Raw genomic sequence first — 17,168 nt, forward strand, 5'->3', positions numbered from 1 at the left:
GATGGAAGAAAGAAAAAAAACAAAAATTGCCGCCATGGCGGATATCCATATTCGGATTTCAGACAAAGGCAAGTTGCGCGATATCTTTGAAGAATTAAATGAAACCGCCGATGTACTGGCGATATGCGGTGATCTGACCGATACGGGTGATGAAGAAGAAGCTGTTGTACTCGGTGAAGAGTTAAAGGCACTTCGCATCCCGGTGGTTGGTGTATTGGGCAATCATGATTACGAAAAAGGTCGACAAAAGATCATTAAGCAGATATTGACCGATCATCATATGACGATCTTAGATGGCGAATCCATTGTGTTAGCAGATGTTGCTTTTGCAGGAGTAAAAGGATTTGGAGGAGGATTTGATCAATATATGCTGTCTATTTTCGGGGAAGATATGATGAAAGAGTTTGATCATGAAGCTGTCAATGAATCTTTGCAGCTTGACCGTGCACTGACCCGCCTGGAACAGGATTACCCCCATTTACCCAAAGCGGTATTGCTGCATTATGCACCGATCAAAGATACCGTAGTCGGTGAACCCGAGCAATTGTTTCCTTTTCTAGGTTCCTCACATCTGGCAGAACCCTTGACCAGAAGGCAGGTGTCTATTGCCTTTCATGGACATGCACATGGCGGTACGCTCAGCGGTCACACGACAAGTGAGATTCCGGTATACAATGTCGCTCTTCCAGTATTAAAACGAGAGCGAGATGGGCAGTCCTATCTGCTCGTCGAGGTATAATATATTCCTGATCAAAACAGGTACTAGGCCAGCACATATCGTGCTGGCCAATTCATCTGGAGTTTGTGGCTATTTTTAAAATAAATTTTCAGTAAAAATACATCAAAGATTAGAAACAGTTAAAACGGTTGTAAATAAAGGCTTCACAGCCGTTTTATGATTTTTTGGTAATGAGGTAAAAAGCAGTAAAAAGCGAGGTTTGGCAAAAATACGGTTACTAAAACTTTATCCCACAGGATTATTCGAAAAATTCTGATTTAGGATTGCTTAGCCTATTACCCGATGCACAAGGACAAGATTACGACGAAGAACAATTTGCAAAACGGATGAAGAAAAAGAAGAAAGGGAGAAAATTGTAAATCAACTATTCTTCCTTACACATATATTTCATTTTATATTCAGTCGTAGGATGTAATAATCCGAATAAAGCTTGTCAAAATAGAACTCCAATAAATTAGGAAATTTATTCTTAGATAAAAAAACTGGGCAATCCTATTATTCTACATCCTGTTGAAAGTATATCATTGCTTCTTTAGTTGAGTATAAAATTTTCCTGATCTTTTGTAAGTACAATTGGTTCTGTCATTATTTTTTGAATAGCTTTATCATTAGCAGCCCGGAATCCATTAACAAATTTCTCCAATTCAGCTTCGCTCCTGGGCAGAAAAGATGCTGCATTATTCTTTGCATTGGTCTGAAATTTTTCTACAATAGGCTGCATCAATTTGTTATAGTTATCACAGGCGGTTAGGATGTCACCCGGATATTCCGCAATATAGTGTGCTAATGCCTTTGCCCCATAAATAGACAGGGAAGCTCCCATTCCTGATAAAGCAGTCGGACAAAAACCTGCGTCTCCCAACAAAACCAAACGACCATTATGCAGGTTTGGAGCATTTACCATGCCCATTTTGTCCATGAAAAAAAAGCCATCGTCCAGAAGATCTTGCAGTAATTGCTTTACTTCCGGATTATAATCACCAAAAGAATCTTTAAGAATCGATGAAGCATGATCTTTGATAAAGCCAAGGTCTTCGGAGTTACGGATATAACACTGAATGGCTATTTCGTCCTCTGCTATAGGGTAGATATGTAGTGATCTGTTCACATCTATATAGACCTTAAATACACCAACTTGTTTTTCGTGGTTTTGTTTTAATTTTCCTCCTACATAAAGCGTATTGAAATCTTCTAATTGGTAATTGGTAAAATACCGTTCTCTTGTTGAAGAACGCAATCCTTCCGAGACAATTACTAAATCAACATGTATCGAATTTCCGTCTGAGAGTATAACTTTTGTGAAATCTGATTTTTCTTCTAGTTGTGAAATCGTTGTGTCAAAAAGCACATTTACATCATTTTTGACCGAATCATACAGAACGTGATGTAATCCACCTCGGCTTATTAGAACGGAACGTTCAATATTTGTATGCATTTTATCATAATCAATGCTCTGAATGATTTCCTCATTAGTTTCTACAAAATGAACCGTTTCAGAGGGTGATGATTCAGCTTGTAGATTTTCAGTTAGTCCCAATTCGTCCATAATTTTTACACCAAAACTCTTCAGGGAGATAAGAAATCCCGCTTTACTGAATGAAGGTGACCTGTCAATTACAGTAACGTTATGACCTTCTTTTGCCAAAAAATTAGCTGCTGTTAAACCTGCAATCCCTGCCCCGGATATTAAAATGTGTTTTTTCATTTCTTATATTTTTAAATTGATATTGCAAATTTATTTATACTTTTAATGCTAAAATAGCTCAGTAAGAAACAAAAATAGTCTGATAAGATGGATGATCATATAAAAAAACAAGAGATGTACTATTGGGTGGAGCGTTTAGGAGTTTCGCTTACAACATCCCAACCTGAACTGGATATGCTATATGTCAATGAGCTTAAAATCATAGATTTAATGCCCGAAATGTTGGTTATGGTACGCTCCGTGGTGGCTAAGGAAACATTTTCTATTCGGCGACAACCGATAACAGCTTTTGAGAGCGGAATATCCATTTCGTTCCAAAACATGATCAATTCGCCATTAAACAGATCTGCCAAAGACAAACAAGCATTACTACAAACACAGCCCCACGTTCGCATTATCCCGCTGCATGTAGAAAGTGAGGTGAGCTTTCCAAAAGATATAAATATTCAGCAGGTAACCATCATTATAAGTCTTGATTATTTAAAAAGCTTTATCGGAAAAGACCATATAAAATTCGATTATCTTTTTAATAAAGAGAAAACGCTTTGGATTGAGGAATTCATGTCTCCGGAAATAGCAGAAGTGGCCAATGAGATTTCGATTACAAAAATACCGGATACGCTATCAGATACTTACTATAGGCTAAAATCACTTGAACTACTATTTTATTTGTTTAAAAACCTATCAAGAAGAGCAAATGTTACGCATCAGAATCTGTCAAAATATGAACTGGAATCGGTTTACAACGTACGGGATAAAATCGCAGCTTCGATAGACAAACCGTTTCTCCACGAAGAGTTAGTGAAGTTAAGCGGTATGAATGTCATTAAACTCCGGAAACTTTTCACGCAAGTATTTGGTAAAGGCATGTATCCTTATTATCAGCATTTGCGTATGCAAGAAGCGGCAAGGCTTTTACGTGAAGAACATCTCTCTGTTTCTGAAGTCGGTTACCAGCTAGGTTTTAGCAATTTAAGTTATTTCGGCAGATTATTTGAGAGACATTTTGGATCCACACCGAAGAAATGGACGCAGAATAATATGAATAAACATTAGTCACCTGCCATTTCCTTAAATTCCGTAGGTCTCATATTGGTCAGTTGATGAAAATTATTGCTAAATGCCGATATATTCGAATATCCAATTTCATAGGCTATCTCCGTCATATTCAAATTTGTATCTTTAATCAATTCCATCGCTCTGATAATACGAAGCATTTTTAAGTATTGAACGAAAGTGATGTGCAATTTCGTTTGGAATAATCTGGTCAAACTTCTCACACTCATTCCCGATTGCTGAGCAATATTATCTAAACTTAGACTTTCATTTAATCGATTTCTAAAGCTGTCGATTATTGCATTAAGCCTTTGATCGTCCGTTGTAGGAAGTTGAATGGAGAATTTTTTGAGATTTTCCTTTGATAATACTCCTTTAAACGTTAATAAAAATTCAAATTCCCATGAACCTTTAAAATAATCACCTTTCCATTTCTCGCTAAAGGAGAGCATTTCTGCCACAAGCTTACTCACAGGGTAAATACCCAATTCATCATAAAAACTATCCGCTTTTTTGTTTGGAAAGTAAATATTGATAATGTACAAATCCTGTGTATTAAACATCAGGTTGTGCGGATAATTTTTTGGTATCCAGATATAATGATTAGCTGGAATATACAAATCTTTTTCGTCTGTTTGTAAGTAAGCAATTCCACCATATACCAATAATAACTGAGCCTTATCGTGCTGATGAGCAGGTAAACGCTGCTCCGTTTGTTGTCTCATCACGAGGATTGAATCGGGATTTTGATCCACACTACTTATTAATTGACTAAGTATATCCATATGGCCAAATATAGCAAATATTAGGCTAATTATATAAAAATGAAGCTAGGTATGTTGAATAATTTTGCAGTATTAATAGTACCAGAATCATAATGAAACGCAAAATCATAAAACCCGACAAAGATTTTGAACTTGAAACACAAGTCAAAAAATCTAAACATAAATTACCTCGTACAAATGAAGAAATTGATAAAGCCAACATTTACTGGCTGTCTTGTACTTATTCCAGCCCCTTTATGCCAATGGTCGATTTAAGCTTTGCTTTTGAAGAGTTGAAAAAGATGCTAAAGCAATGGTTAGCAAAGAAAGATACCATCATTTATAAATAGAAAGCTCATGAAACGATATAAAACTACCCGGATTTTGAGCATGCTGTTACTGTTATCTACTCAGTGTATTTATGCTCAGTATACAGAAAAAGTCAAACCTTTAAGTTTGGAAGAAATATGGAAAGTTGCAGAAATGAATAATCGACAACTGAAACTATCTGACCTAAATCATCAGCAAAGTAAAATAGAAATATTGGAATCTAAAGACCGTTTGTTACCAGAGCTTTCGTTAAGTGGAGATGTAAAACTCAATTCCAAATTTCTGATTTATGACAATGGATTATTCTCTTCTCCACAGGATGTGCCTGTAAAAGGCTATGGGTACGGAGTAGGCTACAACTTAAACTTTAATCTTTATAATGGTGGTAAAGACAAAAGAAACATCGCCATAAAAAAGGAAGAAGAGACACGAAAACAATATGAAGTTGATCTGCAAAAGCATCGTGTAAAATATAATGTCGCAGTTGCTTATTTTGATTTATACAAATTTTTGCATTTCTATGATTTTCTGAATGCAGAGATTGAAGCAGAAAAAAAGCAATTGAGATTGATAGAAAGTCTGCATAGAAACGGTACCGTACTAAAGAGTGATGTACTGAGAACCTCCGTGAAATTATCTCAACTGGAACTTAATCTTTCCGACGTTACAAAGAAGATTGAAATCGCTAAACAACGGCTTAATGTACTGATGGGGCGCGAAAATGATACTGAATTAGCAATAAAACACGAAGATATAATTAAATTAAACGCTATCACAGACGGTGACTACAATGACTATGTAGACATTGCTTTCAACAAATCACCAGAATACAAAATAGTCACTAGTGACATCAAATGGAGCGAATTGAATGTAAAACAAGTGAAAGCTATGCTATTGCCCAAAGTTTCTTTGTACGCTAACTATAATTACAACTATCCACAGATTTCCTTTTATCCGTATTCAAATGACTTGTGGGGATTTGGTCAGACAGGAATTAAAGTACAGTATTCGATTGATAATTTGTACAAAAGCAAACATACCATTGCCCGTGCCAAAGTTGTCAGCAATCAGGCTAAAGAAAAAGCAGAAATAAAGAAGGATGAAATCTCTCTTCAGGTAAAAGAAGCTTATTTACAGCAACAGCAGGCTTTGGAGAGCGTGGAAATGGCAGAACAAAATATAATTAAAACTACCGAAACTGTCCGTGTTATCAGAAGTAGCTATTTAAATCAGGAATCGCTACTGACCGACCTTTTGGAAGCTGAAAATGCGTTATTGGAAGCGAAATTCAATCTAACAACAGCACAAACAAACGTCAACATAACCCATATTAGACTATTGGCAATCATAGGAATTCTTTAATACAAATATGATGAACAAAAATAAAACAGATAAAATTATTGTAAGCCTCACCAAATGGTTGGGAATTGCATTATTCGTAGGAATTATTATTTGGGGAGCTACCTATTTCTTAAAGAGATATCGCTATGAACAGACTAATGATGCTCAGGTGGATGCTTATCTCTCACCGATAAATGCAAAAGTGGGTGGCTATATCAGCAAAATATATTACAAGGACAATCAGTTGCTTAAAAAAGGTGATACACTTGTGGTCATTGAATTGGACGAGTATGGACTGAAAAAAGATGCTGCATCAGCAGAACTCATGAGTTCACAAGCCAAATTACCCATCTTGACCGCAAACGAAGAAACACAACTTAAAAGTATTGAGGTTATAAAAGCACAATTGGCAGGAGCGAAAGCGAGATTGAGCCAACAGCAAAAAGAATTTGACCGTTATAAAAATTTACTAGCAGATGAATCTACCACACAACAGAAATTCGATAACATCAGTGCTTCTTTATCCATTGCACAGTCAGATTATGATCAGGCTAAAGCTTCTTTACAAGTAGCAGAATCTAAACTGAATGTTTTTAGAGCGCAACATCATGCTGTACAGGCAGAGATAAAAATTAAAGAAACACTTGTTCAAAGACAGGAATTGGACATTCGATATACGGTTATCACTGCACCTTTTGATGGACAAATTGGTAAAAAGACCATTCAGGAAGGTCAACTGATACAAGCTGGGCAAACATTGGCTTTTTTGGTGAACAAAGCCGAGGAAAAATGGGTAATTGCAAACTTTAAAGAAACACAGATTGGCAACTTCAAAATCGGGCAAGCGGTATCCATAGAAGTTGATGCTTTCCCGAATCAAAAATTCAAGGGTATCATCGAATCACACTCGCCAACCACAGGTTCACGTTATTCCCTACTTCCACCAGATAATGCTACAGGTAATTTTGTCAAAACCATCCAACGAATTCCTGTAAGAATTAAACTGACCGATACGCCTGAAAAATTAGTAAAACTCTCTGCCGGAATGAATGCCAACGTTTATGTTTTAAAAGATTAATGATGCAAGCACATAAAATACCAATCTTTAAATCCTGGGTATCTGAATGGGTGGCGAGATCCGTCATATTTGCCATCCTGATGACCTGTCTATTTAGCTTCGCTTTTTACAGCAGTCCGATTGCAACAATGGGCTTTTACGGTGTACAACCTGCCGATGTGCAATATGGCATGGTCGTTATTTATGGCTCTACCGTAGCTTTCTTAGCACTTGATTTTCGGATTGTAAAATATTTTGCACCTAGAAAATATTTACTGGTTGCTCTTGCCGTAAATGCAATATGTTCCGTGATCTGTTTTCATTTCAAAGATTGGACTTGGTTTGTTATTTGCCAGTTTTTTCAAGGAATTACCTGTGCATTGATGTCAGGAATCGTCTTACAACTTATTTTTCCAAGATTACAGTCTGTACGTGCCCGTGTGATTGCTTTTAGTCTACTGTATGGCAGCATACAGATTGCCGTTCCTTTTTATTCTATTTTTACCAGCGTAGTCATTCATTTTTTTGATTTTAACTGGCTATTCTACGGATTTATTGTCATACTCATCATGCTAACAATTACTGTTTTGCTTACGATGAACAGTAAAGCCCGGTTTACCAAGAAGATTCCACTTTATCAGGTGGATTGGATAGGCTATCTGTTTTATGTGTCTTTTATCTTAATCTTAGGATACATACTTGTATACGGGCGACAATTGGGATGGTTGGGTAGTTCATTAATCACTACTCTAAGCGTGGTCAATCTAATTATTCTTTCACTTTTCATCATTAGAGAATTAAAGCTTAAACGACCGTTAATCAACTTACAGATTTTCAAGACTAAGAATTTTGTTGTTGGGTTATTCCTGCTTTTTACATTTTATATTTTTAAAGGAAGCACTGGACTTGCCTACGGCTACCTAGAAGTGATTTTAGGAAATGACCCACTGAGCACCATTCCGATATGGACGGCTGTAATTTTTGGAACTACAGGGAGTATGTTCGTTACGTCCAGATTTGTCTTGATGGGTTATAACCTGATCAGGATGATTATTGTTGGCTTTGGAATGATGGCGATTTATTATGCTTATATGATACTATTTGTTTCTGTGCAGGGCGAAACAATTGATTTCATTCTACCTATGTTTATTTATGGTGTGGCAACAGGAGTCTTATTTGTTCCTATTGTTTCGTTTACAGCTTCATCAGCACCGCCAGCAATTGCTATCAATGCATCGCTTGTGGGCATATTGGCTAGGTTTACAGGGTTTACAGCTAGTCTGGCACTGAATAACGAACTTCAATTATTTGCAAAATCAGGAGTTCGCGAAAAGATTCGGGAAGCAATTACGGAAACCAACCCTCAATTACCCGCTACCTTACTGGATATTCAAAATCAATATATGAATGCCGGTAACGATATCTATACTTCAAAAGCAGTATCCTCAGGCTATTTTAATCAAATGGTAGGTCATCAAATATTGGCTCGTGCTACCAGAGATTATTACGATTGGATGTTAACAGGTGTGATTTTCGTAATTGTTATTTTACTCTTATTACCTCAAATTCAAAAAGTTGTTTTGAGATTAATAAAAGGTAATATACCTTATTAAAGCAGGATGCTGTAATATCTCTTTTGAAAATTGGTTTTAACGGTTATTTGCTTATCGGTAGTGATGCAGACGACTTTAAATAAGTAATCGAGGGAGTTTGCAACGACAAGAAATATTTTAGTACAGGAGTATCCAAAACAGAGCGAGAGTATTTCAGCAATAAGGCAGACGCCTAAACTTTTCCATTTTTTGTTTAATAAAATATAGGCATAATAATTTTTGTTTATTTGTTATGAGCTAACGGAAAGGTGTAGAACAGCAAAGCAATAAGCACCATTACCAAATCGTTACCTGAATTCTTTGATTATCCCTATAAAAGCTTAGTATTCAACCGAAAAAGCTTTTTACTGAAAACTTTAAAATAAAAATCTTCTTGACAGTTTTCTGAATGTCGATCAGTTGGCTATTTTGTATTTCCCTGTTTAGCAACAGCTTATTTCCAAAAAAAGCCATTTACATAATTGAAAACGGCCTTTTCGGGAATAATATGAATATATCATCGTGCGCTGAACTACTACAACCCCAGTGAATCTCTGATCTGCTTATTAGATTCGTTTAGGATAGAATCTATATTCGTAATATTACTTTCTTTGATAAATTTATTATTATTGACCAGATCTTTTTGAATTAGTTCATAATATTCAACAGGAATTCCTTTAGCAACAAACTCTTTTTCACTTAAATTAAACACCATTTTGTTACCTTTTACGGCAAGATTTTCATAAGTAACAATCGCAAGCTTTTTTAATAATGCTTGCTGCTCCGGTGTTTGTAAGCTATCAGGTATCTGCTGCACATAACGGTAACCTGGTTTAAAATAAGGTGCATCCTCCTTAGCTTTCGTTACTTTTTTATTTTCTACTGTTGTATTACTATTCTGGCATGAGAATAATACAAATACCATAATCGTAGCGATAATCAATTTCTTCATTTTAACAAGATAGCAAATATGTATGGTTTAAAACTCCGATAGCTAAAGACTTCTATAGCGCTAAATCATCGGCTTTCATAACCAATAATATAACCAAATCCAATGAGTTGAAGAAATTAGTCTTTCATTCATTAAAATCATCACCGTCAATCAAGATACACTTATCCCTAACTTTTTGCTATTGACCTTACAATTTTGATATTTTGATAAAGCTACCGTTATAGAAATCAATCTTAGTTAAGTAATATTCCACGTTATTTGATGCTAAAACTGCACCTAATGCTCCGAACATCACGGATGCCGCAACCACATTTGTGGCAGAGGCTGTTGCCCTGCTAGGTCCCTGAAAAAAGAAATCATGACCTTCCCTGAAAAGCGGATAAAAATTATTTTCACTCGAGATATAGGCCATTCCATTGACGACAACAGCATAGCAGGAGTTTGCCTTAATGCGTTTCAATTTACCTTTAGCATCCAAGGTATAAAAACCTTTGGCAGCATCCTGATCCTTAAGAGTGGCCTCTCCATCCGGCATCTGATTTTTAAAATGCCTATAATCGGTATATATCCCATCCTTTAATACAGCATTCTGGTAAAGCGGTGTTTTCGCTTTCTCCATATTTTCAAAATCACTAATTTGAGCGATATTATATCGCGTCGTATCGCTCGGCAGTTTATTTAAATTATCTTTCAAAAAATCGGTAACAATCCAGCTGGCATGTCTGAGCAGACCCTTCGTTACATCCATGCCCTTGTTGACATGTGAGGTGTCAATGCTGGCTAATTTTTGATAAGAATTGAGTGGGTTTTTCACAAATAGTTCGGCTCTAAAATCAAAAAATCCCGATTCCGAAAAAGCACCTGTAAGCTCTGCCACCGCAAATTTTTTGATGAGAAGAACGAGCGTTCCATCTCCTGTCCTCCCCTGTACCAAAAGACCAAACTGTTGCTGGATTTGCTTTTCAAGGGGTATTTCTGGTATCACCTGTGCTTTGGCATTGAGCGCGCCGACTTGAATGATCCCTAGATTTTCCTTGAAGTCCCGTCCGTCAATAACATCGATATGTTGGTAAAGACTTGTTTCAACAGTGCCCGTCGGTGGAGCAAGTGAGAAGTCCCGTACTCTTTTTTGTGCATGTACCTGCACGAGTAAAGTGCTAACAAAAGCAATGGCTAGTATTTTTTTCATTTTTAGCTTTTATAATGCTTCAAAAATGATCATTTGAACTATAAAATACAAATGGTTAAGAAGAAAATTTACTAAGCGAAAGCCATGTATTGAACTTGATTGGTGCATCCTACCTAATGCCTCAATCCCACAACACCGCAATACGAATATGACTACAACACGGCCGAAAATAAGGGCGAACGCACAACAGGCGTTTAGCAAAACAGGTGCTGAAGGAAATCTATTGAACTTTTTAACTATATTTGAATATAGGAATTTCTATTACATGACAGTCCTCAAAATCCCTACGGCAACTTTATGATTCGCCAAAAGCTAAATATATATAAAATGTCAAAATCAGTCCTAACCATAACATTAAACCCCTGCATTGATAAAAGCAGTACAGTTAAAGAGGTTATACCCGAAAAGAAACTACGTTGTGAAGCTCCAAAATATGAGCCCGGTGGAGGAGGTATTAATGTATCGAGAGCATTAAAAAGATTAGGGATAGCGGCAGATACCATTTTTACATCGGGAGGCAGGACAGGGAAACTTCTTGAAGAGCTTTTACAAAAAGAGGAACTTGATATTTTTCCTTTTCCGGTTGGAAATGAAACCAGAGAAAACTTTATTGTAGTAGAGGCTTTAAATAACAAGCAATTCAGGTTCGGTTTTCCAGGATTGTCCATATCTGAAGAAGAACAAATCAATATGTTAAGGACGATTGAAAGCATCAATACTTTTCCAGACATTACCATTATAAGCGGTAGCTTACCGGAACAAGTTAAGCCTGAATTTTTAAAGGACATGATTCAGATCTGTAAGCGCAAAAACAGTAAAGTCATTATAGACACCTCGGGTGAAGCATTGGAAATAGCTGTGAACGAGGGTGTATTTCTTGTGAAGCCGAATATTGGAGAGTTAGCAGCTCTTTCAGAAAAAAGCGAACTGACAGAAGCCACCATGGATGAAGCCGCTAATCATTTGATACAAAACGGTAAAGCGGAAATCATAGTTGTTTCTTTAGGTGCTAAAGGTGCTGTACTGTATTCTAAAAAAGGAAAGATACAACAGTCTGCTCCCCCTGTACAAGTCAGGAGTACTGTCGGAGCAGGAGATAGTATGGTCGCAGGTATGGTTTCTGTTTTGGTCAATGAGGGAAATGAGGAAGAGCTATTGCGTATGGGCATTGCTTGTGGTACAGCGACCACGATGGCAGAAGGAACAGGGCTCTTTTTGAAGGAAGACGTAGATCATCTATATCAACATCTTCCTCAACAGCATCAGGGCAATGGTCAATAATCAACCGTTATGATGGAGATGATTTCTTCTATCACTCAACCATGCTAGTAGACCGATGCTATACCATAAAAAAACAGCGCCTTCCTATCGAAGACGCTGTTTTTTATGCTAGCTATATTAAACTCATTTTTACCAATTGTTGATCGTATTCGATTTATCTATGATCTGTTTTAAGAGAGCATTCAGGTGAGTGTTCAATCCATTGGCGGCATCCTCTAAAATCAATTTACCATTTTGGTCATATATTGCGGTGCTATTCTTCTTATCTTCCACCAGATTGAGCATTCTCCAACCACTACGACCCCAATTGCTCCCATTTTTGGAAGTACGTTCATACCATCTTCTCAGTTCAAAAGTAGGGCTGTTCATCCGGATTTTACCATCTTTAAAAAGAAAGGACAAGGTATACGACAGGTCATATTGATAATTTGATTTACCCAGACCCCCACCGCCATGCCTCACAGGAAGCGCTTTTTCTTCATATGCCGTTAGCGTGATGCTTTCACCTTCCAGCACACTGAGGCCTTTTTGAGGATTGCTGTACAGCGAATTAATGGCATTGAGTACGTTTTTGTACACATCCATTTGTTTGACGTTGGGTACTTCTACTACCGCAAAATCATGATTCTCATTGGATACAAAACCCTTGTCCGTGAGCTTAAAATATTGAGCGAAACTCAACTGCGTAAGCAGTACAAGTACGGCCATACTGAATATTTTTTTCATATACATCATCTCTAAAAATTTTCAATTCTACCTTTCGTGCTGGATTAATGATGTCAATCATTAAAAATCCAATTGGGATCAACAAAAATAGAAATATTTGTCATTTGGCAAAAAATTAGTTTCACCTATCCTACCCGATCATGGAAGGATCAGGAGTGAATGTTGTCGTACACCCCTATGGTATGACTGATATGAAAAAACAAAAAGATAGCCGATATGAACATAAATGGCCAACGTCTGAATGGTAAATTAAAATAAAACGAATTTCCGATCAGGCCGATTCCCGCTAACCATAATGCAGGAGTAATGGCAGGGGCAGAAAAACCGACCATGCTGTTGCTCCATGCACTATTGGGCAAGCCAATCAACATGATCCATGATGCAAAATAGAGCAGCACGCCTACGATGTAGATGTAGAGACCAAGCCTTTGGCCTTTGTTGCTTCTAGAGATATGGAGAGGCATCAAAAATGCCAACAGAAAAATCATGATTCTGGAAATCTGTTCCCCATACATGATGGAAGAAGGAATATCTTTTGAAAATACTTCAGGCTGATATGTTTTTGGCAAATGATCCGTCAATAGGATATTCCAGATCAGTATCGGTAAAATCAAAATAAAACAGTTCCCAAGATATTTTTTAATCATATGATTTTCGATTACACGTCAAGATAACAGATAATTTAATAAAATCCGCATTTATCGAATAGGGCTTGCCATTATTTTCTTTCAGCCAATGTTGCTGCATTTGCTCCTCTAACTTGTTCCTTTCGATCACAGCTACCCGATTACGACCATCTTCTGGGCAAAAACTAAGCAGACTTTCTCTTCATATATATGCACTAAGTCACTTAAATATAATGCTAAAAATCCCAAACCTCTGTATGCCGCAAGATTAACCAATCTGATCTATAGTCTAGATTGTATGCCCGATTATGCCAAAGCAAGCGCACATCCTGCTATGAAAGGTCTCGATCCAAAGGAATATATGTATGTCGATGGAATCTCCTTTGGCAGGGCTTGCATCAATTTTCATGGAGTCTGGTATTTACGCCGTAGAAATATCTGAACTGGATCAGATTTCAATGATGATAACCTGGCACCAAGTATAAAACCTAATTACGCATTGGATATGATGGCGCCGGATAATCCCTGTCGACATGCATTTTATTGATCAAAATATCGTTGATCCGTTGACGTATCCGCCTATCATCGACCGAAATTTTTAGAATTTTGTTGCTATAATAGGTATCGCCTTTAAATTCCTGCTCTATTTTATTGGCAAATGTTGGGGTCAGCGACTTATATGAAAATGAAAGTTCAGTTTCGTTTTCTGCTATTTTTTTTATGGCCAGTGTCCAGATAAACCCATATTCAGGAAATAAGAAGCTTTTTTTTATCGGCACAAACTGCGTTTTTTTGCCTTTTAACTTGTAATTATAGAGCATATAAATACTTGGTTTAGAAACATCTTTTGCTGCCGCCGCGACCAACTTATTATATTCTTTTTCGTTATCAACAAGAATTTCAGTACTTAAACCTTTCTCCTGGATTTCAAAGATCGCCGTACTATCTGTATGGGCCAGGGCTTTAATCTCCATATCCTGATCAATATACCAGCCATCCATATCTGGGATAGCCTGTTTTACACGTTCAAAACTTGCTTTTAATTTGGTTGGGAGCAATTTACTGGTCACCGTTTGCGCACGCAGACCATCCACTGCAGCGATAAAAAGAAGCATTATACAAAGATATTTTCTCATCATGATTATATTCATTTAGCAATACTCAAAACTCCCGTAAATTACACGTTTTATCAGTGGCAACCTATGACCAATTCATATTTGAAGGTCATCATTTACGATTCGTAAGGTATTGGTGTCGCATGCGTACGCTTTAACATTGAATTACCCTGCACCCTCGCCTTTTTACAGACCACTGTCCACTAGCTTAGTGTCCTATCAAAATCAGTCAATGAAAGAAAATAAGGCCCGATCCCCGTTATCTGTTCGTGAAGAGTCTCTGCAAGTTTGTATCTAACATATCCCCATTCTGAATTTTTACAATTTCTACTAATTTCTCAGGAAGATTATAACCAATTTGCTTCTGCGCTTGCTCCAGAATTTCAGGAGTAAGTTCAGGATGAACATACGATAAATATTTTGGTACACTCCAAATATATTTCAATTCACTTTCTGTCATCTTGTGTTTCTAATCTTGTTTAACATTATTGAGATAATACTCCCGCTTATCAATAGACCCATCAGCGTGGTACACAATGCACTCCCCATTTTTTCTTCCTTTTTTAAATTCAGCAGTCATCAATAATACTCCATCTGTGTAAATCTCTGTCATGCCCTCCAATTTTCCATCCACGATCTGATTTCTAATGGAAATATCTCCATTATCATCGTAGATAGTTATCTCTTTGCTGTGATCTTTTCTAAATAGCGTTTTACTTCTAGTCAGACCATTGTCCGTAATCAACTGACTGACATGAAAACCATCTTCATAAACTGATGTTACAGCAGAGCCATCATCAGTCAACCAGTAGTAAACTCCAGAATACGGGGTATTGGGATCATCCTCTCTATAGGTGATTCCGTTCGAGATTATAATTTTAAATGGGCTATTTAAATTTTCTTTAGACATCTTTTATTTTTAATAATCCAATACTCCCTACTATTAATTTTAATCGTATCCCATTTTTTCCTTACCAACTTTAAAATTAACATATTTTTAGAAAAAGTTAATCGTCAAATTATATCAATACCTATTATTCGTTTCTTTTGACTATAACTATCCGAAATACTTCCGATGATACTTTTCCTTTTTAAGTTGGTAGTCGTATGGATGCTCTTTGGTAATATGATATCCCTCACAGAATTCACAGTGGTACACATATCGCGGAGTTGCAGTTTTAGCACCGAAACCTTTATTTCGATGCTTCCTCCGCACAGGTTTTTCTAGCCATTTCCGAATCCTCCATTTAAGCCAATGAATAAAGAAGGTCGCTTCAGCAACACCGTTGAATCTTACTTTCCCAGTTGCTCGGCATTTTCGTCTCTCGACCACGTCATTGATCTCGATACTGTAAAACACACTGTCCACAAACTTTTTATAACTACTCATGATGTTTCCTCCTTTCAGTCATTGCTATCTTATTCTTTTTATCTTCTGGGCAGAAACTGAGCATTCCTCTTTCTTCGTATAAAAGCACACCTACATCTTTGATAGCACTGTAAACCTCTTCTTTAGCACTCTGATAATGTACAGATGTTGTGATTAACTTATTCTTCGGAAGACAGTCCCATCGCTTAATTGTAAATCCTTCCCAGCGGCTCATTTCTTCAACAAAAGCACGCAATGGAATATTTTCGTAGGTGCGGACTTTACGGGTCCACATTTTTGCCATTTCAAAATTCATATCCTCCATACGGAAAAGCGTGTCTTTAGGCACACTGGATTTATCCAACCAGTCGGCCATCAGGACCCCAAGATCGCGAGGGCTATGCAGTCTTTTACTTTTCTTAAGACTATACGCGTATAAATTCAACTTTCCATTATTAAGTACGATCTTGGTTGATTCTTTTACCGATTTAATCACAAAGTCACTCGAGGTCGAAGTCACTTTACCTTTCACAGTCCCGACAATAAAGGGTTTATCACTGGTTGAAACATAAGCCTCACCTATCAAATCAATGTAAGCTATGTCCCTTTTCTGTATCGGGTAACGCACCCAGGTCTGTGCATTCATCCTGATACGCGTACCATCTTCAGTCTCCAGTACACATTGTTGTCTCGCCTCCGTGTAGATCTCCAGATTTGGGATTGTTGGCGCTTCATGATTCCCAGCTCTTCTCTCAATTTTCAACACCCCCTCTTTGGTCCTGCTGATCAATAAATCCCCTACCTGCTTGATTCTGCCGACATGATCAGGGTAAACTTTAATCCATGTCGATTTACCCACAAGAAGCATACAGGAGGACTCCTCAGAAGGAATATCTCCATCATTAGCAAAGTGCAGACTGTTGTTTCCAGCTGGAAGGACATACGTAACCTCCTGCCTTAAAGCAAAATAAATTAGCGTAGCGAGTCCAAAAAATAAAAGGGCAGCCACAGCAACAGCCAAATAAATTATTTCTTCCTTTTGTACTTTAACCACTTTTTCTTTTTCGGCTTTTAAGGCTTTCGCTTTTTCGATGATCGCATCAACATCTGGTTGCCAATCCTGCAGAATACCTTTGGGCAATTGTCCGCCCAGTCCCCGCAACACCTCTATAACCATACGTTCATATCCATCTTCGGTATACCGTATCTTCTCACCCTCCAACAACTTCTCTTCCTCCACAGTTAACTGTTCCAATAACTGCTGTTTGATTAACTCTTTTATATTGATATCTGTGTGTTCCATTGTGTATTGTTCTATTGTATGAA

The 17,168-nt window shown here is 37.2% G+C and carries 18 protein-coding genes; 7 read left to right on the forward strand and 11 right to left on the reverse strand.

The features are described 5' to 3' along the window. Position 1: 1 nt before the first annotated feature. Complete coding sequence (locus tag MUB18_RS15495) at positions 2–739, forward strand: metallophosphoesterase (protein ID WP_248753735.1); 738 nt, start codon at positions 2–4, stop codon at positions 737–739. A 532-nt stretch (positions 740–1,271) separates the two neighbouring features. Here MUB18_RS15495 and MUB18_RS15500 read toward each other — a convergent pair. After that, positions 1,272–2,444, reverse strand: a complete 1,173-nt coding sequence (locus MUB18_RS15500; protein ID WP_248753736.1) for an FAD-dependent monooxygenase — start codon at positions 2,442–2,444, stop codon at positions 1,272–1,274. 87 nt (positions 2,445–2,531) lie between these two features. Between MUB18_RS15500 and MUB18_RS15505 the strand changes: the two genes are divergently transcribed. After that, complete coding sequence (locus MUB18_RS15505) at positions 2,532–3,500, forward strand: helix-turn-helix transcriptional regulator (protein ID WP_248753737.1); 969 nt, start codon at positions 2,532–2,534, stop codon at positions 3,498–3,500. On the opposite strand, the gene MUB18_RS15510 is transcribed toward MUB18_RS15505, so the two are convergent. Continuing rightward, a complete protein-coding gene (locus tag MUB18_RS15510) occupies positions 3,497–4,285 on the reverse strand; it encodes an AraC family transcriptional regulator (protein ID WP_248753738.1) in 789 nt (262 codons plus the stop codon). The two genes, MUB18_RS15505 and MUB18_RS15510, sit on opposite strands and share 4 nt — an antisense overlap. Positions 4,286–4,377: 92 nt before the next feature. On the opposite strand from MUB18_RS15510, the gene MUB18_RS15515 reads away from it, so the two are divergent. Genes MUB18_RS15515 through MUB18_RS15530 form a run of 4 tightly spaced genes read left to right on the forward strand, consistent with a single transcriptional unit; the run spans position 4,378 to position 8,605 of the window. Beyond that, positions 4,378–4,614 (forward strand): hypothetical protein, encoded by a 237-nt coding sequence (locus MUB18_RS15515; RefSeq protein ID WP_248753739.1) that lies wholly within the window; start codon positions 4,378–4,380, stop codon positions 4,612–4,614. 7 nt (positions 4,615–4,621) lie between these two features. Next, a complete protein-coding gene (locus MUB18_RS15520) occupies positions 4,622–5,956 on the forward strand; it encodes a TolC family protein (RefSeq protein WP_248753740.1) in 1,335 nt (444 codons plus the stop codon). A gap of 7 nt (positions 5,957–5,963) precedes the next feature. After that, entirely contained in the window at positions 5,964–7,013 is a 1,050-nt protein-coding gene (locus MUB18_RS15525; RefSeq protein WP_248753741.1) for an HlyD family secretion protein, read from the forward strand. After that, a complete protein-coding gene (locus tag MUB18_RS15530; RefSeq protein ID WP_248753742.1) occupies positions 7,013–8,605 on the forward strand; it encodes an MFS transporter in 1,593 nt (530 codons plus the stop codon). Before MUB18_RS15525 ends, MUB18_RS15530 begins: the two co-directional genes overlap by 1 nt. Positions 8,606–9,119: 514 nt before the next feature. Here MUB18_RS15530 and MUB18_RS15535 read toward each other — a convergent pair. Together MUB18_RS15535 and MUB18_RS15540 are read right to left on the reverse strand one after the other, a co-directional pair. Continuing rightward, entirely contained in the window at positions 9,120–9,536 is a 417-nt protein-coding gene (locus MUB18_RS15535; protein ID WP_248753743.1) for a hypothetical protein, read from the reverse strand. A 187-nt stretch (positions 9,537–9,723) separates the two neighbouring features. Further along, positions 9,724–10,725 (reverse strand): hypothetical protein, encoded by a 1,002-nt coding sequence (locus MUB18_RS15540; protein WP_248753744.1) that lies wholly within the window; start codon positions 10,723–10,725, stop codon positions 9,724–9,726. A gap of 327 nt (positions 10,726–11,052) precedes the next feature. On the opposite strand from MUB18_RS15540, the gene MUB18_RS15545 reads away from it, so the two are divergent. Further along, positions 11,053–12,006, forward strand: coding sequence for a 1-phosphofructokinase family hexose kinase (locus MUB18_RS15545; protein WP_248753745.1), 954 nt, complete (start codon positions 11,053–11,055; stop codon positions 12,004–12,006). Between the two features lie 129 nt (positions 12,007–12,135). On the opposite strand, the gene MUB18_RS15550 is transcribed toward MUB18_RS15545, so the two are convergent. From MUB18_RS15550 to MUB18_RS15580, 7 genes are all read right to left on the reverse strand, one after another. Beyond that, positions 12,136–12,732 carry a hypothetical protein gene (locus MUB18_RS15550; protein WP_248753746.1) on the reverse strand — a complete coding sequence of 199 codons (597 nt, stop codon included), beginning with the start codon at positions 12,730–12,732 and terminating at the stop codon, positions 12,136–12,138. 149 nt (positions 12,733–12,881) lie between these two features. Continuing rightward, complete coding sequence (locus tag MUB18_RS15555; protein ID WP_248753747.1) at positions 12,882–13,379, reverse strand: hypothetical protein; 498 nt, start codon at positions 13,377–13,379, stop codon at positions 12,882–12,884. Positions 13,380–13,846: 467 nt separating this feature from the next. Then, positions 13,847–14,497, reverse strand: a complete 651-nt coding sequence (locus tag MUB18_RS15560) for a transcriptional regulator (protein ID WP_248753748.1) — start codon at positions 14,495–14,497, stop codon at positions 13,847–13,849. 235 nt (positions 14,498–14,732) lie between these two features. Then, the gene (locus tag MUB18_RS15565; protein ID WP_248753749.1) at positions 14,733–14,933 is read right to left on the reverse strand and encodes an SMI1/KNR4 family protein; all 201 of its coding nucleotides are present in this window, start codon (positions 14,931–14,933) and stop codon (positions 14,733–14,735) included. Positions 14,934–14,942: 9 nt separating this feature from the next. Continuing rightward, on the reverse strand, positions 14,943–15,383 hold the full coding sequence (locus MUB18_RS15570; RefSeq protein WP_248753750.1) for a toxin-antitoxin system YwqK family antitoxin: 441 nt from the start codon (positions 15,381–15,383) through the stop codon (positions 14,943–14,945). A 147-nt stretch (positions 15,384–15,530) separates the two neighbouring features. After that, a complete protein-coding gene (locus MUB18_RS15575; RefSeq protein ID WP_045756105.1) occupies positions 15,531–15,863 on the reverse strand; it encodes a hypothetical protein in 333 nt (110 codons plus the stop codon). After that, positions 15,856–17,145, reverse strand: a complete 1,290-nt coding sequence (locus MUB18_RS15580) for a FecR domain-containing protein (protein ID WP_248753751.1) — start codon at positions 17,143–17,145, stop codon at positions 15,856–15,858. Before MUB18_RS15580 ends, MUB18_RS15575 begins: the two co-directional genes overlap by 8 nt. Positions 17,146–17,168 lie beyond the last annotated feature (23 nt).

The sequence above is a fragment of the Sphingobacterium sp. PCS056 genome (assembly GCF_023273895.1).
In the GTDB taxonomy this organism is placed as follows: domain Bacteria; phylum Bacteroidota; class Bacteroidia; order Sphingobacteriales; family Sphingobacteriaceae; genus Sphingobacterium.